This window comes from Dyella jiangningensis (assembly GCF_003264855.1).
In the GTDB taxonomy this organism is placed as follows: domain Bacteria; phylum Pseudomonadota; class Gammaproteobacteria; order Xanthomonadales; family Rhodanobacteraceae; genus Dyella; species Dyella jiangningensis_C.
Map to the genome: position 1 here is coordinate 195,371 of NZ_NFZS01000001.1, position 22,483 is coordinate 217,853.

General features: G+C 66.1%; 16 protein-coding genes and 1 pseudogene. 8 read left to right on the forward strand and 9 right to left on the reverse strand.

The genetic code is table 11. The annotated features are described in order from the left end of the window. Positions 1-209 precede the first annotated feature (209 nt). The 9 genes from ilvB to CA260_RS00880 form a co-directional block, all read right to left on the reverse strand. Complete coding sequence (ilvB, locus tag CA260_RS00840; RefSeq protein WP_111980587.1) at positions 210-2,063, reverse strand: biosynthetic-type acetolactate synthase large subunit; 1,854 nt, start codon at positions 2,061-2,063, stop codon at positions 210-212. Positions 2,064-2,247: 184 nt separating this feature from the next. Further along, a complete protein-coding gene (gene ilvC, locus CA260_RS00845; protein WP_111980588.1) occupies positions 2,248-3,264 on the reverse strand; it encodes a ketol-acid reductoisomerase in 1,017 nt (338 codons plus the stop codon). Next, positions 3,261-4,982: a dihydroxy-acid dehydratase gene (gene ilvD, locus CA260_RS00850; protein ID WP_111982937.1), complete on the reverse strand. Its 1,722-nt coding sequence runs from the start codon at positions 4,980-4,982 to the stop codon at positions 3,261-3,263. Before ilvD ends, ilvC begins: the two co-directional genes overlap by 4 nt. Positions 4,983-4,984: 2 nt before the next feature. Beyond that, the gene (leuB, locus tag CA260_RS00855) at positions 4,985-6,082 is read right to left on the reverse strand and encodes a 3-isopropylmalate dehydrogenase (protein WP_111980589.1); all 1,098 of its coding nucleotides are present in this window, start codon (positions 6,080-6,082) and stop codon (positions 4,985-4,987) included. Further along, entirely contained in the window at positions 6,079-6,729 is a 651-nt protein-coding gene (gene leuD / locus CA260_RS00860; protein WP_238149579.1) for a 3-isopropylmalate dehydratase small subunit, read from the reverse strand. The genes leuB and leuD overlap by 4 nt, the downstream gene beginning before the upstream one ends. 187 nt (positions 6,730-6,916) lie before the next feature. After that, positions 6,917-8,326: a 3-isopropylmalate dehydratase large subunit gene (gene leuC, locus CA260_RS00865; protein WP_111980590.1), complete on the reverse strand. Its 1,410-nt coding sequence runs from the start codon at positions 8,324-8,326 to the stop codon at positions 6,917-6,919. Next, positions 8,326-9,264 (reverse strand): branched-chain amino acid transaminase, encoded by a 939-nt coding sequence (locus tag CA260_RS00870; protein WP_111980591.1) that lies wholly within the window; start codon positions 9,262-9,264, stop codon positions 8,326-8,328. The genes leuC and CA260_RS00870 overlap by 1 nt, the downstream gene beginning before the upstream one ends. Positions 9,265-9,281: 17 nt before the next feature. Further along, on the reverse strand, positions 9,282-10,874 hold the full coding sequence (locus tag CA260_RS00875) for a 2-isopropylmalate synthase (protein ID WP_111980592.1): 1,593 nt from the start codon (positions 10,872-10,874) through the stop codon (positions 9,282-9,284). A gap of 396 nt (positions 10,875-11,270) precedes the next feature. Then, on the reverse strand, positions 11,271-11,891 hold the full coding sequence (locus CA260_RS00880; protein ID WP_111980593.1) for a TetR/AcrR family transcriptional regulator: 621 nt from the start codon (positions 11,889-11,891) through the stop codon (positions 11,271-11,273). 127 nt (positions 11,892-12,018) lie between these two features. On the opposite strand from CA260_RS00880, the gene CA260_RS00885 reads away from it, so the two are divergent. From CA260_RS00885 to CA260_RS00920, 8 genes and pseudogenes are all read left to right on the forward strand, one after another. Then, entirely contained in the window at positions 12,019-12,588 is a 570-nt protein-coding gene (locus CA260_RS00885; protein WP_111980594.1) for a hydrolase, read from the forward strand. A gap of 52 nt (positions 12,589-12,640) precedes the next feature. Continuing rightward, positions 12,641-13,423, forward strand: a complete 783-nt coding sequence (locus CA260_RS00890; RefSeq protein ID WP_111980595.1) for a prolyl oligopeptidase family serine peptidase — start codon at positions 12,641-12,643, stop codon at positions 13,421-13,423. 258 nt (positions 13,424-13,681) lie between these two features. Further along, positions 13,682-14,743, forward strand: a complete 1,062-nt coding sequence (locus CA260_RS00895; protein ID WP_111980596.1) for a LacI family DNA-binding transcriptional regulator — start codon at positions 13,682-13,684, stop codon at positions 14,741-14,743. A 21-nt stretch (positions 14,744-14,764) separates the two neighbouring features. After that, positions 14,765-17,785 carry a TonB-dependent receptor gene (locus tag CA260_RS00900; protein WP_111980597.1) on the forward strand — a complete coding sequence of 1,007 codons (3,021 nt, stop codon included), beginning with the start codon at positions 14,765-14,767 and terminating at the stop codon, positions 17,783-17,785. A gap of 212 nt (positions 17,786-17,997) precedes the next feature. Then, on the forward strand, positions 17,998-19,464 hold the full coding sequence (locus tag CA260_RS00905; protein ID WP_238149580.1) for a glucoamylase family protein: 1,467 nt from the start codon (positions 17,998-18,000) through the stop codon (positions 19,462-19,464). A 78-nt stretch (positions 19,465-19,542) separates the two neighbouring features. After that, positions 19,543-20,787 (forward strand): annotated as a pseudogene (locus CA260_RS00910) (sugar ABC transporter substrate-binding protein). Further along, on the forward strand, positions 20,784-21,662 hold the full coding sequence (locus tag CA260_RS00915; RefSeq protein ID WP_111980598.1) for a carbohydrate ABC transporter permease: 879 nt from the start codon (positions 20,784-20,786) through the stop codon (positions 21,660-21,662). The pseudogene CA260_RS00910 and the gene CA260_RS00915 overlap by 4 nt, the downstream one beginning before the upstream one ends. Continuing rightward, the gene (locus CA260_RS00920; RefSeq protein WP_111980599.1) at positions 21,659-22,480 is read left to right on the forward strand and encodes a carbohydrate ABC transporter permease; all 822 of its coding nucleotides are present in this window, start codon (positions 21,659-21,661) and stop codon (positions 22,478-22,480) included. Before CA260_RS00915 ends, CA260_RS00920 begins: the two co-directional genes overlap by 4 nt. The last annotated feature ends 3 nt before the right edge of the window (positions 22,481-22,483 follow it).

Genomic DNA, 22,483 nt, shown 5'->3' on the forward strand with positions numbered 1-22,483 from the left:
TCCAGCGGCGATCACCTCACACCGAGGCCACTGGATCCCGGCCCGCGCCGGGATGACGAGCGTTGAGGTTGTCGCGCCACACCCATCAGGCTCTCACCCCAACCTCAAAAAACCTCTCCTAAAGCGTCATTCCGGCGCAGGCCGGAATCCAGCGGCGACAGCCCAACGCCGGCGCCATTGGGTCCCGGCCTGCGCCGGGACGACGGCTGTTAAAACATGTCGCTCGTCGATTCCTTGGAAACCGCAGGCGCCACGCGCGACGGAATGAAGTCGCCCGTGATCATCTGCGCATACGTCGCGCCCGGACCCACCATCGGGTAGACGCCCGCGTCCGGATCGATCATCACTTCAAGGAACGCCGGGCCGTCGAAGGCGAGGAACTCGTCGATGGTTTGCGCCAGCTCTTCCTTGCGCTCCAGCCGGCGCGCCCACTCGAAGCCATCGGCCTGCGCTGCCTTGATGAAGTCCTTCTTGTGCAGGCTCTTGTCCGAGGAAGCAAAGCGACCGCGGAAGAACAGCTTCTGCCACTGGCGCACCATGCCGTCGCCGATGTTGTTGAGCACCACCACCTTCACCGGCAGGCCGTAGGTGGTGACGGTCTCCAGCTCGCCCAGGTTCATGCGGATGCTGGCGTCGCCGTCGATGTCGATCACCACGGCGTCGCGCCGCGCGAACTGCGCGCCGATGGCGGCAGGCAGGCCGAAGCCCATCGTGCCCATCGAGCCGGAGGTGAGCCAATGGCGCGGCTCGCGGAAGTCGAAATACTGCGCCGCCCACATCTGGTGCTGGCCCACGCCGGTGCTGATGATGGCGCGGCCCTGCGTCTGGCGGTTGATCGCCTCGATCACCGCCTGCGGCTGGATCAGCTCGCTGTCGCGGTCGTAGTTGAGCGCGTGCGTGGTCTTCAGCGCGGCGATGTGCGCGTGCCAGTTCGCATAGCGGCCATCGCTGGCGAAATGGAAGCCATGGCGCACGCCGTACTGCTGCAGGCGCGACAGCGTGCGGTCGAGATCGCCCTGGTGATGCCAGTCGACCGACTTCACCTTGCCGATCTCCGCCGGATCGATGTCGATCTGCGCGACGAAGCGCGCGTTCGGCGCAAACTTGTCGGGCACGCTGGCGACGCGGTCGTCGAAGCGCGCGCCCAGCGCCAGCAGGAAGTCGCAGTCTTCCACGGCGTAGTTCGCATAGGCGGTGCCATGCATGCCCAGCATGTGCAGGGCCAGTGGCTCGGTGGTGTCGATCGCGCCCAGCGCCATCAGCGTGGTGGTGACCGGCAGGCCGAACTGCTGCACAAACGCGCGCAGCGTGCCGGATGCCTCGCCTGAGATAAGGCCGCCACCGGCATAGATCAGCGGGCGCTTGGCCTTCGCCAGCGCCGCGAAGAATGCTTCGCACTGCGCATCATCCATGCGTGCGCTGTGGATCGCGTGCTGGCGCGCGCGATAACCGGGGATAGGCAGCGTGCCTTCACCGGCGAAGGCGAGCGGCGTGTTCTGCACGTCTTTGGGAATGTCCACCACCACGGGACCGGGACGGCCGCTGCGCGCGATTTCGAATGCGGTGCGCAGCGTGGCTTCCAACCGGGTGGGATCGGTGAGCAGGAACACGTGCTTCGCGCACGGGCTCATGATGTTGCTAACGGGGGCTTCCTGGAAGGCGTCGCTGCCCAGCGCGCCGGTCGGCACCTGGCCGCAGATCACCACCATCGGCACGGAGTCGGACATCGCATCGCGCACCGGCGTCACCATGTTGGTGGCACCCGGGCCGGAGGTGACGATCGCCACGCCCACCTTGCCCGACGCGCGCGCATAGCCGGCCGCCATGAAGCCCGCGCCTTGCTCATTGGCGGGCACGATCAGCGGCATCGGTTCACCGCCCATGGGCGAAAGATGCGTGGCGTTGTAACGGAACACCGCGTCGTACACCGGCAGGATCGCGCCACCTGAATAGCCGAACAGCACGCTGACGCCTTCGTCGGCGAGCACCTGCACCACCACTTCCGCGCCGCTCATGGTCTGGCCGGCGAGCGGATGGGTGGTGGCCGGGGTGGGCATCTCCATTTGCAATGGCAGGTTCACGGTCGTCGGGTTTCCTTGGGAATGTCGTCTTCGGTGAAGAAGCTCCCCCACCTGCGCAAGCCCGACAGGGGTGGCTTGAGCAGGCGGAGGCCGGGCAGGGGAAAACGCTTGCGGGATAAGCGCCCCCGCCCGAGCCGTCCGCCTCGCGGCGGACGGATGCCAAACTTCAACCCACTTTCTTGAGCGGCTCGGCGGCCGGCTTCGGCGCGTTCGCCTGCAGCCACGGCATGCGCGCACGCAGCTTCGCGCCCACCTGTTCCACCGGATGCTCCAGGTCCGCCTGCTTGAACTTCTTGTAGTTCGGCAGGCCGGCGTTGTACTCGGCGATCCAGTTCCTGGCGAAGGTGCCGTCCTGGATGTCCTTGAGCACGTCCTTCATGCGCGCCTTGGTGCCGGCGTCGATCACGCGCGGACCGCTGACGTAGTCGCCGTACTGCGCGGTTTCGGAGACGAACTCCAGCATGCGGCTGATGCCGCCTTCGTAGAACAGGTCCACGATCAGCTTCAGTTCGTGCAGCACTTCGTAATAGGCGATCTCCGGCTGGTAACCGGCTTCCACCAGCGTCTCGAAGCCGGCCTGCACCAGCGAGCTGGCGCCGCCGCACAGCACGGCCTGCTCGCCGAACAGATCGGTCTCGGTCTCTTCCTTGAAGTCGGTCTTGATCAGCAGCGCGCGACCGCCGCCGATGCCGTCGGCATAAGCCTTGGCCTTCGCTTCGGCCTGGCCGCTGACGTCCTGATGGATCGCCCAGATGCTCGGTACGCCACGGCCGATTTCATACTCGCGACGCACCAGTGCACCCGGGCCCTTCGGCGCGACCAGGATCACGTCGATGTCCTTGCGCGGATCGATCTGCTTGAAGTGCACGTTGAAGCCGTGCGCGAACAGCAGCGCGGCACCCGGCTTGATGTTCGGCTCGATGCTTTCGATGTACAGCTTCGGCTGCACCATGTCGGGCGTGAGCACGGCGACCAGGTCGGCGTCCTTCACTGCGTCGCCGGGCTCGGCGACGGTGAAGCCTTCGGCGCGGGCCTTCTCCCACGAGGGGCCGTTCTTGCGCAGGCCAACCACCACGTCGAGACCGGAGTCACGCAGGTTGAGGGCGTGGGCGCGGCCCTGGCTGCCGTAGCCGAGGACGGCGATGCGGGCCTTGGCCAGCGTGTCGTTGGTGTTGTTGCTCATGCGGTGACTCCTGCGGTCGTGTCTTCGTTGACTTGGTGGGAAACGGAAGAAGCGGATGTACTGCGTGGTGCGATGGGTTGCGTGGTGGCGCCTTCGGAAGCGGAGCCCACCAGCGAGACGTACTTGGCCAGTGCGCCGCGCGTGACCTTGGGTGCGGGCGGCTGCCAGCTGGCGCGACGCGGGGCGAGGTCGGCGGTGGTGCTGATCTCGCGCGTGTCGGCGTCGATGCGGATGCGATCGCCTTCGTGCAGCAGTGCAATGGGACCGCCGCGCGCCGCTTCGGGCGAGATGTGGCCGACCATGTAGCCGTGCGTGGCGCCGGAGAAACGGCCGTCAGTGATCAGTGCGACGTCGTCGCCCAGCCCGCGGCCGATCAGCGCCGCGGTGACGCCCAGCATTTCGCGCATGCCCGGGCCACCGGCGGGACCTTCGTTGCGGATGACGATGACGTCGCCCTTCTCGATGGTACCGCCCTGCACGGCGGCGAAGGCCTGCTCTTCGCTTTCGAAGACGCGTGCGCGGCCTTCGAAATGATTCGCGCCCTTGCCGGCGAGCTTGAGGATGCAGCCTTCCGGCGCGAGGTTGCCGTAGAGGATCGAATAGCCGCCACGGGGCTTCAGCGGCTGCGTGACCGGATGCACTACGTCCTGGGTTTCGGCGCGCGGCGCGGCGGCGGCTTCGTCGAACAGGCTGCGGCCGGTGACGGTCGGTGCATCGTCCAACATGCCCGCGGCGATCAGTTCCTGCGCCACGCGCGCGCTGCCACCGGCGCCGAACATTTCGACCGCGGTGTAGCGGCCACCTGGCAGCAGGTCGGCGATCACCGGCGTGTGCTTGGAGGCGGGTTCGAAATCTTCCAGCGTCCAGCGCGTGCCTGCTTCGCGTGCGATGGCGAGCAGGTGCAGCACGGCGTTGGTGGAGCCCGCGGTGGCGGCAACCATGCGCGTGGCATTGCGGAACGCGGTTTCCGTGAGGAACTCGCGCGGCGTGCGGTTTTCCCGCAGGCAATCCATCACCAGTTCGCCGCAGCGACGCGCGGCGGCGGTCTTGGCAGGATGCGTGGCGGGAATGTCGTTGAAGCCCATCGGCGACAGGCCCAGCGTGGTCAGCACCATCGCCATGGTGTTGGCGGTGAACTGGCCGCCACAGGCGCCGGCGCCGGGGCAGGCGTCGCGTTCCACGGAGGTCAGCTCGTCGTCGCCGATTTTGCCCGCGCCATGCGCGCCGACCGCTTCGAACACCTGCTGGATGGTGATGGGATGGTTGTCGTGCGTGCCGTGCGCGATGGTGCCGCCGTACAGCGCGACGCTCGGAATGTCGAGGCGCGCCATCGCCATCGCCGCGGCGGGAATCGTCTTGTCGCAGCCGCACAGCACCACCATCGCATCGAGGCAGTGGCCGTCGACGGCCAGCTCGATGGAATCGGTGATCACCTCGCGGCTGATCAGCGAGGCGCGCATGCCCGGCGTGCCCATGGCGATGCCGTCGGTCACCGCGATGGTGTTGAACTCGATCGGCGTACCGCCGGCGGCACGGATGCCTTCGGCGACATGCTCGGCGAGCTCGCGCAGATTGAGGTTGCACGGGCTCACGTTGGACCACGTGTGCACCACCGCCACCAGCGGCTTGGCGATGGCCGCGTCGTCCAGGCCGGTGGCGCGCAGCATGGCGCGCGCGGGGGCGCGGTCGGGGCCGGTCTTGATCAGGTCGCTACGCATGCTCATCCGCAGGCCCGCCCCCAGCGCAGGAACGCCGCCGCATTGCAGGCGTGTTCGTCGACGGCGGCGAGCACCGCCTCCAGCACGTCCCTGGTGCCGGCCGTGCCGCCGACATCACGCGTGCGCGGACCGTGTTCGACCACATCGGCCACGGCCGCTTCGACCGTGCTCGCTTCCTGTTCCAGGCCCAGCGAATGACGCAGCAGCATCGCGGCGGAGAGGATCGCGCCGACCGGATTGGCCACGCCCTGGCCGGCGATATCCGGCGCGGAACCATGGATCGGTTCGTACAGGCCGCCCTTGCCTTCGCCGAGCGACGCGGACGGCAACAGGCCCAGCGAGCCGGCCAATGCCGCGGCTTCATCGGTGAGGATGTCGCCGAACAGGTTCTCGGTGACGACCACGTCGTACTTGCCCGGCTGCGTCAGCAGCAGCATCGCCATGGAGTCGACCAGCTGATGTTCCAGCTTCACGTCCGGGAATTCGGCGGCGATGCGGGTCACCGTGCTGCGCCAGAGGCGCGAGGTTTCCAGCACATTGGCCTTGTCCACCGAGGTGACATGCTTGCGGCGCTCGCGTGCCAGCTGGAACGCGCGACGCGTCACGCGCTCCACTTCCGCAACCGTGTACTTGCACTCGTCGGTAGCGGTGTCGATGGTGCGCGTCTTGGCGCCGAAGTACGCGCCGCCGGTGAGTTCGCGCACGAACAGCACGTCGACGTTCTTCAGCTTCTCGTTCTTCAGCGGCGACAGCGAAGCCAGCGCCGGATGCACCTGCAGCGGACGCAGGTTGGCGTACACGCCCAGCGCGGCGCGCAGCGCCAGCAGGCCCTGTTCCGGGCGTACCGGCGCATTGGGATCGGACCACTTCGGCCCACCTACCGCGCCGAGCAGCACGGCATCGGCGGCCTTGCAGGCCTCCAGCGACGCGGCCGGCAGCGGTTCGCCGGTGGCATCGATGGCGCAGCCGCCGATCTGGTGTTCCTCGAAATGGAAGTGATGGTCGAAATGCGCGGCGACCGCGTCGAGCACCGCGACCGCAGCCGCCGTGACTTCGGGGCCGACGCCGTCGCCGGGCAGGGTGACGATTTGCGCTCTCATGCGTTTACTCCAGCGGATGCGGATCGAAGCGTGTCTTGTTGAGGAGTGCGGCCATGGATGGCCGCTTCTTGACCTTCGCGTTCATGGATGAACGCATCAATCAGGTCACCGTGTTGTTGCAGGTAGCCGAGCTGGTCCACGCCGTTGAGCAAGCAATGGCGGGCAAACGGTTCGAGCTGGAAGCGGATGTGGCCGCCATCGGGCAGCGCGATGACCTGTTCGCGCACGTCGATGGTCAGCTCGATGCCGGGGTTGGCGAGCAGCCAGCGGTGCTCGGCCTCGTCCAGTACGATCGCGAGCAGGCCGTTCTTCAGCGCGTTGTTGCGGAAGATGTCCGCGATCTCGCTGCACAGCACGGCGTGGATGCCGTAATCCAGCAGCGCCCACGGCGCGTGCTCGCGCGAGGAACCACAACCGAAGTTGCGGCCGGCGACGAGGATGGAACAACCCTTCGCCTTCGCCTGGTTGAGCGGGAACGCGGGGTTGTCGCTGCCGTCGGCCTGGTAGCGCCAGTCGTTGAAGCACAGCTTGCCCAGGCCCGCGCGCTCGGTGGTGGTGAGGAAGCGCGCCGGGATGATGCGATCGGTGTCGATGTTCTCGTCCGGCAGGACGGCGGTGCGGGAGTGGAGACGGGTGACGGGGCGCATTAAAAGACCTCCGAAGGACAACGTCCCTTCTCCCCTCTGGGGAGAAGGTGCCCCGAAGGGGCGGATGAGGGGCGGGTGCTCGCGGCGACGTTGTACGAAGCGCGCTCTTGATTGACGGTGAGGCAAGACTGGCCCCTCACCCCAACCCTCTCCCCGGAGGTGAGAGGGAGCAGATGGCGTGCGTTGCTCATGCCGCCACCTCCGCCAAGTACTCACGCGGATCGGCAATCCGCCCCGCGACAGCCGATGCCGCGGCGGTGGCAGGACTCGCCAGCACCGTGCGCGCGCCCTTGCCCTGGCGCCCTTCGAAATTACGGTTGGACGTGCTCACCACCAGCTGACCCGGCTGCGCCAGGTCGCCATTCATGGCGATGCACATCGAGCACCCCGGCACGCGCCACTCGGCGCCGGCGGCGGTGAACACGTGATGCAGGCCTTCGTTCTCCGCATCGCGGCGCACCGCTTCGGAACCCGGCACCACCAGCATGCGCACGCCGTCAGCGACGCGGCGGCCGCGCAGCACGTGGGCGGCTTCGCGCAGGTCAGACAGGCGCGAATTGGTGCAGCTGCCGACGAACACCACGTCCACCGGGATGCCCTGCATCGGCTTGCCGGCTTCGGCCTTCATGTAGTCGAGTGCGCGCTTCTCCACCGCGTTGCGCGCGGCAGGCACCGGCTTGTCCATGGCGATAGCCATGCCCGGATGCGTGCCGTAGGTGACCGTCGGGCGCACCTTGCTGGCATCGATATGCACTTCGCGGTCATAGGCGGCGCCGGCATCGGTGCGCAGCGAACGCCACTGCGCCACGGCGGCGTCCCACGCAGCGCCCTGCGGCACGCGCGGGCGGCCCTTCAACCAGGCGAAGGTGGTGTCGTCCGGTGCGATCAGGCCAGCGCGTGCGCCCGCTTCGATCGACATGTTGCACACCGTCATGCGTTCTTCCATCGACAGCGCTTCGATGGCATCGCCGCGGTACTCAATGACGTAGCCCGTGCCGCCATCCACGCCGATCTCGCCGATGATGTGCAGGATCAGGTCCTTCGCGCCGACGCCGGACGGCAGCTTGCCGTCGACGTGGATGGCCAGCGTCTTCGGCTTGCGCTGCAGCAGGCACTGCGTCGCCATCACATGGCCGACTTCGGTGGTGCCGATGCCGAATGCCAGCGCGCCGAATGCGCCGTGGGTAGAGGTGTGGCTGTCGCCGCACACGATGGTCATGCCCGGCTGCGTCGCACCCAGTTCGGGGCCGATCACGTGCACGATGCCGCGGTCGGCGCTATCCCAGCCATGCAGTTCCACGCCGAACTCGCGGCAATTGGTTTCAAGCTGTGCGACCTGCGCCTTGGCTTCGGCATTGGCATAGGGGCGCTCCCCGTTCGCATCGGCGGGCAGGGTTGGCGTGGAGTGATCCAGCGTGGCCAGCGTGCGGTCCGGGCGACGCAGCTTCAGGCCGCGCTCGCGCAGTTCGCTGAAAGCCTGCGGCGAGGTCACCTCGTGCACCAGATGCAGGTCGATATAGAGGATCGCCGGCGTGTCGGTGGATTCCGGCGCAACGACGTGCGCGTCCCAGATTTTCTCGAAGAGTGTCTTGGCCATTACGCAGCCTCCTGCGCGGCTTCGACCTGCACGGGCGTTAACCAGTCCCATTTATCCGTCGTGGTGCCGTCGAACAGTCCGAAGAACGCCTTCTGCAGCGCGCGGGTCACGTCGCCAGGACGGCCCGCACCAACCTGCTTGCGATCCACCGAACGCACCGGCGTGATCTCGGCGGCGGTGCCGGTCATGAAGATCTCGTCGGCGGTGTACAGCGCTTCGCGCGGCAGGTCGCGCTCTTCCACCGCAATGCCGAGCTCGCCGGCCAGCGTCATCACCGACTCGCGCGTGATGCCGGCCAGGATGCCGGCGCTGGTCGGCGGGGTAAGCAGCTTGCCGTTCTTCACCAGGAACAGGTTTTCGCCGGCGCCTTCGCTCAGCAGGCCGTTATGGCCCAGCGCGATGCCTTCGGCATAGCCGCCGCGACGCGCTTCGAGCGCGATCAGCTGGCTGCTCAGGTAATTGCCGCCGGCCTTGGCCCAGCTGGGGAAGGTGTTCGGCGCGGGGCGATGCCACGAGGACACGCACACATCGGCGCCGTGTTCGATCGCGTCACCGAGATACGCACCCCATTCCAGCGCCATGATCGCCACATCCACCGGCGAATCGGCCTTGGGCAGCACGCCCAGGCCGCCCGCGCCACGGAACACGATCGGGCGCACGTAGGCCGACCTCATGCGGTTGGCGCGGATCACTTCCTGGCACGCCGCGTTGATCTCGTCTTCGCTGTAGCCGATCTCGATCTCGTACACGCGGGCCGACTCGAACAGGCGGCGCGTGTGGTCGGCGAGGCGGAAGTAGGCGGGGCCTTGCGGCGTGGCGTAGACGCGCTCGCCTTCGAAGACCGAGGAGCCGTAGTGCAGGGCGTGAGTGCTGACGTGGACCGTGGCCTCGGTCCAGGGTTTGATCTGGCCGTTGTGCCAGAGAAAAGAGGTTGTCATCTCGGGGCTCCTCGGTATTACAGGCTGGCGACCGCAGCCCGTTGCGATGCGGGCTGTTGTCGTTCGATGCGGTTGACGATGGCGAGCGCGGCGTGCGCGGTCGCTTCGATGATGTCGGTGCTGATGCCGTTGCCGCGCCAGTCGCGCTCGGCGTGGCGCGCGGTGAGCTGGGCCTGGCCCTGCGCGTCGCCGCCTTCGCTGACGGCGCGCACCTGGAACTGGGTGACGTCGAGCGTGGTGCCGGTGGCGCGTTCGATCGCGCGCAGCACCGCGTCGACCGGGCCGTCGCCGATGGCGGCCTCGCCCACTTCGCTGCCGTTGTCATGCGTGAGCTTCACCGACGCCGACGCGCTGCCGCCCAGGTGCGAATTGGTGTTGAGGTGCACCAGGCGCCACGGGCCGGTCGCTTCGGGATCCATGCCCAGTGCGATCGCTTCCAGGTCTTCGTCGTGCACTTCGCGCTTCTTGTCGGCCAACGCCTTGAAGCGCGCGAAGATGCCGTCCATCGCGGCTTCTTCCACCTCATGGCCCATGGCCAGCAGGCGCTGGCGCAGCGCGTGGCGGCCGGAATGCTTGCCGAGCACCAGCTTGGTTTCGCCCATGCCCACGTCCTGCGGACGCATGATTTCGTAGGTGCCGCGATGCTTCAGCATGCCGTGCTGGTGGATGCCGGACTCATGCGCGAAGGCGTTGTCGCCCACCACGGCCTTGTTGCGCGCCACGACCTGGCCGGTCAGCTGGGTCAGCAGGCGCGAGGTGGGATAGAGCTTGCGCGCATCAATGCCGGTGTCGACGCCGAAGTAGGCGCCGCGCACGCGCAGCGCCATCACCACTTCCTCCATCGAGGCGTTGCCGGCGCGCTCGCCGATGCCGTTGACGGTGCATTCCACCTGCCGCGCGCCAGCGGCGACGCCGGCCAGGCTGTTGGCCACGGCCATGCCGAGGTCGTCATGGCAGTGCGTGGAGAAGATCACCGTGTCCGCACCGCGCACGTGCTTGCGCAGGTAGGCGATGCGTTCGGCCATTTCCACCGGCGTGGTGTAGCCCACGGTGTCGGGCACGTTGACGGTGGTGGCGCCGGCGGCAATGGCCGCGCTGAACACCTCGACCAGGTATTCCGGCTCGGTGCGCATCGCGTCCTCGGCCGAGAATTCCACTTCGTGGCACAGCTGTTTCGCGCGCTCGATGGCGGCGCAGGCGGTGTCGATCACCTGCTGCTTGCTCATGTTGAGCTTGTGCTCGCGATGCAGCGGGCTGGTGGAGAGGAACAGGTGGATGCGCGCGTGGCGCGCGGCTTCCAGCGCGCGGCCGCAGGCGTCGATGTCGCCGTCGTGGCAGCGCGCCAGTCCGGCCACGGTGGGGCCACGCAGCACGCGGGCGATTTCCGACACCGAGGCGAAATCGTCGGGCGAAGCGCTGGGGAAACCCGCCTCGAGAACGTCCACGCCGAGCGCTTCGAGCGCGTGGGCCATGCGCAGCTTCGCGCGGCGATCCATCGAAAAGCCGGGCGCCTGCTCGCCGTCGCGCAAGGTGGTGTCGAAGATGCGCACGCGTTCGGCGACTACATCGCCCACGTCGCTGCTCTCGGTGCTGGTTGTCTCGGGGGTCATTCGTTTGGCTCCGCTGGCACGCGCCGTTGGGCAACAAAAAACCCCGCATCCGTTTCCGGGTGCGGGGTTTGTTGGTGGTATCTAGGTTAGTTCTGCTTTACCTGGACACACGCCCTCAGCCCGCACCTCCGTTGGTAATGAGGAGTACGAGTACAAGGGCAAGAAGGAGGTTGTTGCGAAGGCGCAGCGCGCCGTCGATGGTCGGGGGACCAATCGGTTCGGCTATGCGATCGTGGCTGTTGCGCTGCGACATGCAACCGACCCTAATGGGCCGTCCAACGGGTTGTCAACAGTTTCTTTTGAAAATTTTGCGATCGCGTGTCGCGATGCACATTCGGACGTCCAGATGGCTGAACGCCTCGCGCGCGTGTTGCATGCGCGCGAGCGGTGCCGCGATCAGCGATGCGCGGCGAGTTGGCCGAGGTAGAGCGAAAGTGCCTGCTGGAGCTGGTTTTGCGCGGCTTTTCGCAGCGTCGCCGGTTGTTCGTTATCGAGCGCAACGGCTGCCTTCATCAACTGCTGCACCACCATCGCGGCGGGGCGAAGTTCGCCGGCAGGGATGCCGGGCGCGTGGATCGCGAGGATCTGGCTGAGGTAATCGCGCATGCGCTGGCGAATGGTGCGACCCAGCATGGAGGGCAGGGAGCCGGCGACCTCCACCAGCGTGACGAAGGCCGGGTGCCGCTTGCGGTAGTCCGCGAAGGCGCTTAGCAGGTGTCCTGCCAGTTCCTCCGTCGTCCAGTCCGGGGTCTGGGCGAGCAGGCGCTCCATGTGCTCGTTCAGCCCGTTCGCGTGGCCGGTGATCAAGGCCTCGGCCACCGATTCCTTGGTCGGGAAGAACTGATACAGCGAGCCGATGGAGGCGCCGGCACGGGCGGCGATCTCCGTCATGGTGGTGGCGTCGTAGCCCTTTTCGACGAAGCAGTCCGAGGCGGCCGCGAGCAGCGCCGCTACCCGCTCATGGCCCCGGCGGCGGCTGGGCGCGCGGCCGCCCTGGCTTGTGTTTTGTGAGGACATCCTCATAAACTCCAATGTGAGGGTAGCCTCACATAATGGTCTTCCCCGCAGGCATCGGGGCGCTGCACGAATGCAGCCTATTCTACGCCGATGCCGGCGCAATCCCCGCCATTGCCTGGAGTTATCGATGGAAAAGCTTGATCCCCGAACCACTGCGCTCGTCCTCATCGACCTGCAGAAAGGTATCGCGGCGTTCGCCGGCGGCCCGCATTCCAGCGCCGAGGTCAACGCCCGCGCCGGACGCCTCGCCGCCCGCTTCCGCGAGCTGAAGGCGCCCGTGGTGCTGGTGCGGGTGGGCTGGTCGGCCGACGCCGGCGACATGTTGCACCCGCTGACCGACGAGGCCCCGCGCAACATGAGCCTGCCCGCCCACTGGTGGGACTACGCCGACGAGCTCAACGTGGCCGAGGGCGACATCCACATCACCAAGCGCCAGTGGGGCGCCTTCCACGGCACCGAGCTGGAACTGCAGCTGCGCCGCCGTGGCATCACGCAGATCGTGCTGGGCGGCGTATCCACCAACATCGGCGTGGAATCCACCGCGCGCAACGCGTTCGAACTGGGTTTCCACCAGGTGCTGGTGGAGGACGCCATGAGCTCGTCCAACGCCGACCATCATCGCTTCGCCGTGGAAAACATCTTCCCTCGCCTGGGTCGCGTGCGCTCCACCGACCAGGTGCTGGCCATGCTGGCCTGAAACACCGTCGCCTGGTTACCCTCGCCCGACGAATCGGTGCGAGGGTGAAGGCATGAAGCTGAAACACGTTGTGGCGGCCGCGTGGTTGTCGTGCGCAGTGGCATCGTCCGCATGGGCGGCCAATGGCGAATTTTCCGCGCGCCACGTGCAGGTGAACGGCCGCGACGTGGCCTACCAGGTGTTCGTGCCCAAGCACTGGTCGCCGGACCGCGAATGGCCGGTGGTGTTGTTCCTGCACGGCAGTGGCGAGCGCGGCAGCGACAACCAGCTGCAGCTCAAGCAGGGCCTGCCGCCGTGGCTGAAGACGCACGGCGAGGATTTTCCGGCCGTGGTGGTCGCGCCGCAGGCGCCTGATGACACCATCTGGGACGGCGCGCAGGAGCAGGCCGCGCTGGCGGCCATGGAAGACAGCATCAAGGCCTACCACGGCGATCGTTCGCGTCTCTACGTCACCGGCCTTTCGATGGGCGGCTATGGCGCATGGCAGTTCGCCGTCGATCACCCCGGCCTGTTCGCCGCCGCCGCGGTGATCTGCGGTGCGATCCGCGCCCCGAGCGACATGCCCGAACTCGTCGTGCATGGTCCGCCGCAGGACGGCAACCCTTATCAGTGGGTAGCCGAGCGCGTGAAGCCCATGCCCGTGTGGATCTTCCACGGCGAGGTGGACGACCAGGTCGCGCCGAGCGAGGCGCGCAACATGTATGCGGCGCTGCTGAAGGTGGGCGACGAGGTCCGCTATACGCAGTTTCCCGGCGTGAACCATGGATCCTGGGTGCCTGCCTACGCCACCGCCGAGTTGTGGCCGTGGATGTTCGGCCACCGCAACGCGCATTGACGCGACCACGCCGTCAAAAGCACGGCATGGGCACAATCATGGCCGCCACCTAAACCGGTTTTGCTGCGCTGCGTTCACGGCTGTGTAGCGCACGTTATGGCGACGTTATGCGGTCCTTGTCGCTTCCGGCGGGTATCGTCCCCGATGGGAATTATTGCGTCGCAACGAAAGATGTCGTTGCGGCTCCTTTACAAGGTTTCATGAAAACGTTTACGTTGGCGCCGCCGTGACCCCGGGTCACCCTCAAAGCCGGCACCCGTGACGACCAGGAAAGCGACCATCAAAGATGTAGCGCGCGAGGCCAAGGTGTCGGTGGCTTCCGTGTCGCGCGCATTGAACGGGCAGGGCGGCGTCACCGCCGAAACGCTCGAGCGCATCCGCGTTGCCGCCAAGCGCTTGCACTACATCCCCGACAACGCCGCGCGCAGCCTGATCACCCGCCGCACGCACACCATCGGCGCGCTGCTGCCGGATCTGTTCGGCGAATTCTTTTCCGAGCTGATCCGCGGCATCGACCTCGCGGCGCGTTCGCGTGGCCTGCACCTGCTGGTGTCGAGCTCGCACGACGGCGCCGATGAAGCCGCCGCGGCGCTTCGCGCGATGCAAGGCCGCGTCGACGGCATGCTTATCCTCTCGCCGTGGGTGGACGAAGGCTTCCTCGAAGCGAATCTTCCCGGTGCATTGCCCACGGTGCTGATCAACAGCCCGATCCATGCCAGCGGTCGCAGCGTGCTCAACATCGACAACCGTGGCGGCGCGTACGCGATGACCGAGCACCTGCTGCGCACCGCCAGGCACAAGGACATCGCGTTCATCGCCGGTCCCGCCGGCAACTTCGACGCCGAGCAGCGCGCGCTGGGTTATCGCGAGGCGATGAAGAAGCTCGCGCCCAAGGTGCCGCTCAACATCGTCGCCGGCAGCTTCACCGAGGAATCGGGTTATCACGCGGGGCGCGAGCTGCTGGCGCAGGACAAGCGTCCATCCGCCGTGTTCGCCGCCAACGACATGATGGCGGTGGGTTGCCTCTACGCCTTCAAGGAAGCCGGCCTCAAGGTGCCTGCGGATATCGCGCTGGCCGGCTTCGACGATATTCCCATCGCGCGTTATCTCACGCCGCCGTTGAGCACCGTCAGCGTGCACATCGCCGAGCTGGGCCGCAACGCGCTGGAACGACTGGCTGCGCTGATGGATGGGCGGGAACAGTCGGATAGCACGGACACGCTCGGTTGCGCGATCGCGGTCCGTGGAACCTGCGGCGCGAGCCGCGACGCGTCAACCACAAAAAATACCTATCAACCTGCACGCCCATTCGATCCCTGATCGATTCCTTGGAGGGGAGCCATGAAGTTGCCGCATCACCTGAAGAAGACCCTGTTAGCCAGTCTGATCACCGGCCTGGTGGTCACCACGGTTGCCGCGCCTGACGTTGCATGGGCGCAGACGGCCAATGCGACCTTGCGCGGCAAGGGACCGGCCAGCACCGAAGTCACCGCCAAGAACGTCGCCACCGGTTCCACCCGCCGCACCACCACGGATGCGCAGGGCAACTACGCGCTGGTCGGCCTGCCGCCGGGCACCTACCAGGTCGATGCCGGCCCGGGCACCGAGCGCACGGTGACGCTGACCGTCGCCTCTACCGCTTCGCTGGATCTGACCGCCGCGCCGGCCACGACCGCCAATGCTGCCAACGCGCAGAACCTGGGCGGCGTGTCCGTCTCGGCGACCACGCTGCAGGAAGTGAAGACGCCGGAAGTGGGCGCCACCATTTCGCTGCGCCAGATCGACACCATCCCGCAGGTCTCGCGCAACTTCCTCGAGTTCGCGGACACCGTTCCGGGCATGGTGTTCTCGGTCGATTCGGCAGGCCACACGTCCTTGCGTGGCGGTGCTATGAACGATAGCTCTGTAAACGTTTACATCGATGGCGTGGGCCAGAAGAGCTACGTCAAGGAAGGCGGTGTGAGCGGCCAGAACGCGAGCCAGGGCAACCCGTTCCCGCAGCTGGCGATCGGCGAATACAAGGTCATCACGTCGAACTACAAGGCCGAGTACGACCAGCTTTCCAGCGCGGCCGTGACGGCGCAGACCAAGTCGGGCACCAACGAATTCCACGGCGAGGCGTATTACCGCTACACCGACGATTCGTTCCGTGCGAAAACGCCGGCCGAGAACGACTCGGGCACCAAGGCCACGTCGAGCGAGAAGGAATACGGCTTCGCCGTCGGCGGTCCGATCATCAAGGACCAGATGCACTTCTTCATGGCCTACGAGGCCAAGCGCTTCGATACGCCGGTGACGGTGACGCCGAGCGCCGACGGTTCGCCGGGCGTGCCCTACCTGCCCAGCAACATCGCTTCGCAGCTCGGGCCGACCAACCTGCCGTTCCAGGAAGACCTGTACTTCGGCAAGATCGACTGGGAGCCGACCGACCGCGACCGTTTCGAGCTGAGCGCGCAGATCCGCAACGAAACGCAGCTCGATGGCCTGGGCAATGGCTCGCAAACCGCGCAGTCGGCCGCGTACAACATCAAGAATGACGACAAGCGCTATGCCGCGCGTTGGCAGCACAGCGGCCAGTCGTACTTCAACGAACTGCTGTTCACGTACGAAGACGCCAAGAACGCGCCCACCGCCATCAACTATGGCAACGGTTACGTGTACACGTGGCAGCGCCCGACCGACGACCCGGTGATCATCGAGACCGGCGCCGCCAATCCGCTGGCGACGCAGAACAAGGGCCAGAGGGGTCCCGCGATCCAGGACGATTTCACTTTCAACGACCTGGAATGGAACGGTACCCATGTCGTGAAGATGGGCGTGAAGTACAAGGCCGTCACGCTGAACGCGGCCGATGCCGCCGACGTGAACCCGCAGTTCTATTACAACGTCACGTCGAACGGCGTCGATGCCACGCCGTACAAGGCATTCTTCACCAAGCCGGTGAACGGCCTGGGCCTGACGCCGTCGGTGTCCACCAAGAGCAAGCAGTTCGGCACGTATATCCAGGACGACTGGTCGGTGAACGACAAGCTCACCGTGAACCTCGGCGTGCGTTGGGACTACGAGCGCACGCCGTCGTATACCGACTTCGTGACGCCGGCGAACGTGGTCGCGGCGTTCAATTCGCAGGACACCAATGCCGGTGCGCCGGCGGGCCAGACCTACGCCGAGACGCTCGCCAAGGGCGGCATCAACATCAACGACTACATCAGCAACGGCCATAACCGCAGCGCCTACAAGGGCGAGTGGCAGCCGCGCCTGGGCTTCTCGTATGACTGGTTCGGCGACGAGCAGCACGTGATCCACGGCGGCGTGGGCCGCGCGTACGATCGCGACCTGTACGACTACCTGCAGCTGGAAACCACCAAGTCGGCGCTGCCGCAGTACACGATCTTCTTCCAGGATCCGGCCACCGGGCAATGCCATCGCAACAGCACGCCGTGCTATGCGTGGAATCCGAACCTGCTCAACGGCCTGGGCAATCTGCAAAGTTTGATCGGCGCGGCGTCCAATGCGGGCACCGAGGTCGACATGCTCAACAACAACCTCAAGGCACCGTATTCCGACCAGTACAGCCTGGGCATGTCCAACCAGCTTGGCGACTGGCACACCGATGCCACCGTCACGCGCATCCTGAGCTACGACGGCTTCGCCTTCACGCTGGGCAACCGCTATCCGGACGGCAGCTTCTGGCAGAACGGCAGCCAGCCGTGGGGCAACGGCATTCCGGGCTTCGGCGCGCTGATCCTCGGCAACAACGGCATCCGCACGCGAACCACGCAGCTGCTGCTGTCGGCCGAGAAGCCGTACGACAAGGCTTCGGGCTGGGGCGCGACGTTCGCCTATACCTATACCAACGCCAAGCAGAATCGCGACATCAACGAGCACTACTCGTTCGATTACGCGACCATCCAGGACTATCCGTTCATCACCTCCAATGCCGCGTCCAAGCATCGCTTCGTGGCGACGGGCAACATGGATGGTCCGTGGGGCACGGTGCTGTCGGCCAAGCTGACGCTGGCCACGCCGCTGCCGTACAACGGCATCTTCTGCGATCCGAGCAACCTGCAGGCGAACGGCAGCATCTGCTCGGCGTACGCGGCGATTGCGCCGGCGTCGAAGTTCCTCATCGGCGGCAAGATCTGGGGTTATCGCGACATCGACCTGCAGGCCACCAAGGACTTCGATATCGGTCATGGCATGACGCTGTACGGCCGCTTCGACGTGCTGAACCTGTTCAACTGGAACAACTACTCCGACTACCTGACGCCGGCAGGGACGCGGATGGTGACGTACAACCCGACCGGCAACATCACCTTCGTGCCGCGCACGATCAAGTTCGAAGTGGGCCTGAAGTTCTAAGGCTCGTTCGGTCCGCCTTGCCGCCTCCCCCCGGGTGGCAAGGCTTCCCGGTTCCTCCCTCCGATCTGGGAACCGGGACCCCAAGGGGCGGGCTGCCCTCCCATGCCCGTCCCGGCCGGCCTTTCGCTTCGCGCGGGGCCGGTGTTTCCACCGGAATGGCGGCTGTTTGTGGGCAGTCCGCCATTCCAGCTTTTTTTCAAGGGTTGACGACGATGCGTGGCAGTTTTTCCCGTTTCTTTCCGATGGCCGCGGCTGCGCTGCTGGTGATGGCCTCGGCCCCGGGTCCGGTCATCGCGGCTACCGATGCAAAGCCGACGCGCGACTTCAATGCCTTGCCTGCACCGCAACGCGCGATGGTCGAAGACCTGGAAAAGCGCACGTTCCAATGGTTTTGGGACAGTGCTGATCCGAAAACCGGCCTCGTTCCCGACCACTGGCCTGGCGAATCCTTCGCCAGCATCGCCTCGGTGGGCTTTGCACTCACTGCTTATGGCGTGGGCGTGGAGCGCGGCTACATCACGCGCAAGCAGGCGGTCGAGCGCACGCTGGCGACGCTGCACTTCTTCCATGACGCCAAGCAGGGTGACGACGAGGACGACGTCACCGGCTATCACGGCTTCTTCTATCACTTCCTCGACATGCAGACCGGCAAGCGCCACGCGCGCGGCGTCGAGTTGTCGAGCGTGGACACCACGCTGCTGCTCGGCGGCGTGCTGTTCGCGCAGTCGTACTTCGATCGCAATACCAAGGACGAAAAGGAAATCCGCCAGCTCGCCGACGCCATCTACCGCCGCGTCGACTGGACCTGGATGCAGCCGCGCTCGCCGCTGATCAGCATGGGCTGGACGCCGGGCGGCAAGTTCATACCGGCCGACTGGAAGGGCTACAACGAAGGCATGCTGGTCTACGTGCTGGCGCTGGGTTCGCCCACGCATCCCGTGGCCGATGACGCCTGGGCAGCGTGGACCAAGACCTATCCCCAGAACTGGGGCGAATACCAGGGTCGCACCTTCCTCAACTTTGCGCCGCTGTTCGGCCACCAGTACAGCCATGCGTGGGTCGATTTCCGCGGTATCCGCGATGCGTGGAGCCGCGAGCACGACACCGATTACGCACAGAACAGCCGCGAAGCGACCTATGCGCAACGGGCCTACGCCATCGCCAACCCGAATCACTGGACCGGCTACGGCGAAAACATCTGGGGCCTGACCGCCTGCAACGGCCCAGGTGACGCCGTGGTGAAGCGCAACGATGGCAGCACGCGCGCGTTCTACGGTTACACCGCGCGCGGCGCCGGCCTCGACTATGTCTCCGACGACGGCACCATCGCGCCGACCGCCGCCGGAGGCTCGATCGCGTTCGCGCCCGAGATCGTGGTGCCCGCGCTAATGGAGATGAAGTCGCGCTACGGCAGCGCCATCTACGGCCAATACGGCTTCGTCGATGCGTTCAATCCCAGCTACGATACCGGCATCGTGCCGAAGGAAGGTCGTGCCGTGCCTGGCATGGGTTGGGCGGACGACAAGCAGATCGGCATCGACCAGGGCCCCATCGTGCTGATGATCGAGAACTGGCGCAGCGGCTTCGTGTGGAACGTGATGCGCAAGAATCCGTATGTCCGCAAGGGCCTGGAACGTGCCGGGTTCACCGGTGGATGGCTGGAACAGAAACCACGCTGAGACATGTCTTCGACCACGCAACGCCGGGCGAGCCTGATCCTGCATCGCATGCGCGCGATGCTGCTCGGCGGCGTCGTGATGATCGCAGCCGGTTGCGCCTCGCCTCATGAGGAAGGCGCCACGCTGACGTTCTGGACCATCGGCCGGGAAGGCGAAGCAGTGGTGAAGCTGCTGCCGGAATTCGAGCGGTAACATCCGGGCATCCACGTGAAGGTGCAGCAACTGCCGATGACGGCTGCGCACCAGAAGTTGCTCACCGCCTTTGCCGGCAGTTCGACGCCGGACCTCAGCCAGCTCGGCAACACCTGGCTTCCCGAGTTCGCCGCCTTGAACGCGCTGGAGCCGCTGCAGTCGCGCGTGGATCGTTCGACGGTGGTGAAGCAGGACGACTACTTCGCCAACATCTGGTCCACCAGCGTGATTGACGGTTCCCTGGTCGGCGTACCGTGGTATGTCGATACGCGCCTGATCTTCTACCGCACCGACCTGCTCAAGGCTGCCGGTTTCAATGCACCGCCGCGTGACTGGAACGAGTGGCGCAAGGCGCTGGCTGCGCTCAGCAAGCCGCAGGACGGCATCTACGGCATCCTGTTGCCGACCAACGAGTACGAGCAGCTGATGTCGCTGGCACTGCAGCAGCCCGAGCCGATGCTGCGCGACGGCGGGCGCTACGGCAATTTCCGCAGCGACGGTTTCAAGCGCGCGCTGGCGTTCTACGTGGATACCTTTCGCCTGCACCAGGCACCGCCGATCACCAATGTCGAGGCCGGCAACCCCTGGGATGAATTCGGCCGCGGCGTGTATGCGTTCTACTTCTCCGGGCCGTGGAACATCGGCGAGTTCCGCAAGCGCCTGCCGGCGAACCAACAGGCTGACTGGAGCACGGCACCGCTGCCGGGCCCCGATGGCGCGGGCGTGGGCGCGGCGGGTGGATCGAGCCTGGTGATCTTCCGGCACTCCACGCACAAGGACGAAGCCTGGGCGTTGATCGAATACCTTTCGCGCCCCGAGGTGCAGCAGCGCTTCTACGAGCTGCTCGGTGACATGCCGGCGCGGCGCAGCGCATGGGATGGCGATGGCCTGCGCAACGATCCCAAGGTGCTGGCGTTCCGCGAACAGCTGGAGCACGTGAAGCCGACGCCGCCGGTGCCCGAGTGGGAGCAGATTGCCAACGAGATGCAACTGGTTGCCGCGCAAGCCGTGGCCGGCACGTTGAGCATCGACGAAGCGGCCGCGGAGATGGATCGTCGGGCCGATCGCATCCTCGAAAAGCGTCGCTGGATCCTCGACCACGAGCGCCGCACCGCCGGAGCCGCGCCGTGAACCCGCAGCGTGCCGCCTGGTGGTTCCTGACGCCCGCGATACTGGTGCTGGGCGTCTTCTTCCTGCTGCCGGTGATCGCGGCGCTGGGACTGAGTCTTACCGACTACGACCTCTACGCGCTGGCCGACATCCGCCATCTGCGCTTCGTCGCGCTGGGCAACTACTGGGATCTGCTGCACCAGCCCAGGTTCTGGTCGGCGCTGGGTCATACGTTCCACTTCGTGCTCGTCGGCGTTCCGCTGTCGATCATGGTGTCGCTGGGCGCGGCGCTGCTGCTCCATTCGCCGTTGGCGCGCTGCAAGCCGTTCTTCCGCACGGCGCTGTTCGCGCCGGTGGTGACCACGGTGGCGGCGGTGGCGCTGGTGTGGCGTTACATCTTCAACACCAAGTACGGCATGGCGAATTATGTGCTGGGCGCGGTGGGCATCCATCCGGTGGACTGGCTGGGCGATCCGCACTGGGCGATGCCCACGATCATCCTGTTCGCGGTATGGAAGAACTTCGGCTACAACATGATCATCTTCCTGGCCGGCCTGCAGGCGATCCCGGGCGATCTCTACGAAGCGGCGCGCATCGATGGCGCCTCGCCGTTGCAGCAGTTCCGTCACATCACGCTGCCGATGCTGGCGCCGACGCTGCTGATGGTGAGCATCCTCACCGTGTCCGGCTATTTCCAGCTGTTCGCCGAGCCTTACGTGATGACCGAGGGCGGCCCGCTGCAGAGCACCACCAGCGTGCTGTACCTGATGTACAACGAAGGCTTCAAATGGTGGAACTTCGGCACCGCGTCGGCAGTGGCGTTCCTGCTGTTCGTCATCATGTTCGTCGTCACCGCGTTGATGCTGCGCGTGGCGCGTCGTGGAACGGCGGCATGAATCCGCGCATTGCCAAGGCCGTCATCAATGGCTTGCTGATCGGCGGCGCCGTGGTTGCGCTGTTTCCGCTGCTGTGGATGGTGTCGGTGTCATTCATGCGTCCGGGCGAGGCCAGTGCCTTGCCGCCACCGCTGCTTCCCGCGCATGCCGGCTGGCAGAACTACGAAGAGCTGTTCACCCGCGCCGGCATGGGGCGCTACCTGTTCAACAGTTTCGCCATCTCGACGGCGATCACCGTGCTCTCGCTGGCCTGCAACCTGATGGCGGGTTACGCCTTCGCCAAGCTGCGCTTCCATGGTCGCGAGCGGCTGTTCCATGGCCTGCTCGGCATGCTGGTGATTCCCGCGCAGGTGGCGATGCTGCCGCTGTTCCTGATGCTCAAGTACATGGGCCTGGTGAACAGCTACGCCGCCGTGATCGTGCCGGCGATGGCCACGGCCTTCGGCATTTTTCTGGTGCGCCAGTATGCGCGCAGCATTCCGGATGAGTTGATGGAGGCCGCGCGCATCGATGGCGCGGGCGAGCTGCGCATCTTCGCCCAGATCGTGCTGCCGTTGCTCAAGCCCATCATGGTGACGCTGGCGATCTACACCTTTCTCACTGCGTGGAACGACTTCATGTGGCCGCTGATCGCGCTCACCGGCCAGGAGCATTACACCTTGCCGATCGGTCTCGCCTCGCTGGCGCGCGAGCACGCGCAGGACAGCGAGCTGATGATGGCGGGCTCGGTGGTGACGGTGGTCCCTGTGCTGGCGCTGTTCCTCGCCATGCAGCGCTACTACATCGAAGGCCTGCTGCTTGGCAGCGTGAAAGGCTGACCT

What these genes read in the sequence shown, in the direction of transcription:
- CA260_RS00905 (WP_238149580.1), top strand. Translation starts at nt 17,998, where the DNA reads ATGCGTGGCAGTTTTTCCCGTTTCTTTCCGATGGCCGCGGCTGCGCTG.
- CA260_RS00900 (WP_111980597.1), top strand. Translation starts at nt 14,765, where the DNA reads ATGAAGTTGCCGCATCACCTGAAGAAGACCCTGTTAGCCAGTCTGATC.
- CA260_RS00875 (WP_111980592.1), bottom strand. Translation starts at nt 10,874, where the DNA reads ATGACCCCCGAGACAACCAGCACCGAGAGCAGCGACGTGGGCGATGTA.
- ilvB (WP_111980587.1), bottom strand. Translation starts at nt 2,063, where the DNA reads ATGGAGATGCCCACCCCGGCCACCACCCATCCGCTCGCCGGCCAGACC.
- CA260_RS00880 (WP_111980593.1), bottom strand. Translation starts at nt 11,891, where the DNA reads ATGTCCTCACAAAACACAAGCCAGGGCGGCCGCGCGCCCAGCCGCCGC.
- leuD (WP_238149579.1), bottom strand. Translation starts at nt 6,729, where the DNA reads ATGCGCCCCGTCACCCGTCTCCACTCCCGCACCGCCGTCCTGCCGGAC.
- leuB (WP_111980589.1), bottom strand. Translation starts at nt 6,082, where the DNA reads ATGAGAGCGCAAATCGTCACCCTGCCCGGCGACGGCGTCGGCCCCGAA.
- leuC (WP_111980590.1), bottom strand. Translation starts at nt 8,326, where the DNA reads ATGGCCAAGACACTCTTCGAGAAAATCTGGGACGCGCACGTCGTTGCG.
- ilvD (WP_111982937.1), bottom strand. Translation starts at nt 4,982, where the DNA reads ATGCGTAGCGACCTGATCAAGACCGGCCCCGACCGCGCCCCCGCGCGC.
- CA260_RS00885 (WP_111980594.1), top strand. Translation starts at nt 12,019, where the DNA reads ATGGAAAAGCTTGATCCCCGAACCACTGCGCTCGTCCTCATCGACCTG.
- CA260_RS00890 (WP_111980595.1), top strand. Translation starts at nt 12,641, where the DNA reads ATGAAGCTGAAACACGTTGTGGCGGCCGCGTGGTTGTCGTGCGCAGTG.
- CA260_RS00870 (WP_111980591.1), bottom strand. Translation starts at nt 9,264, where the DNA reads ATGACAACCTCTTTTCTCTGGCACAACGGCCAGATCAAACCCTGGACC.
- ilvC (WP_111980588.1), bottom strand. Translation starts at nt 3,264, where the DNA reads ATGAGCAACAACACCAACGACACGCTGGCCAAGGCCCGCATCGCCGTC.
- CA260_RS00920 (WP_111980599.1), top strand. Translation starts at nt 21,659, where the DNA reads ATGAATCCGCGCATTGCCAAGGCCGTCATCAATGGCTTGCTGATCGGC.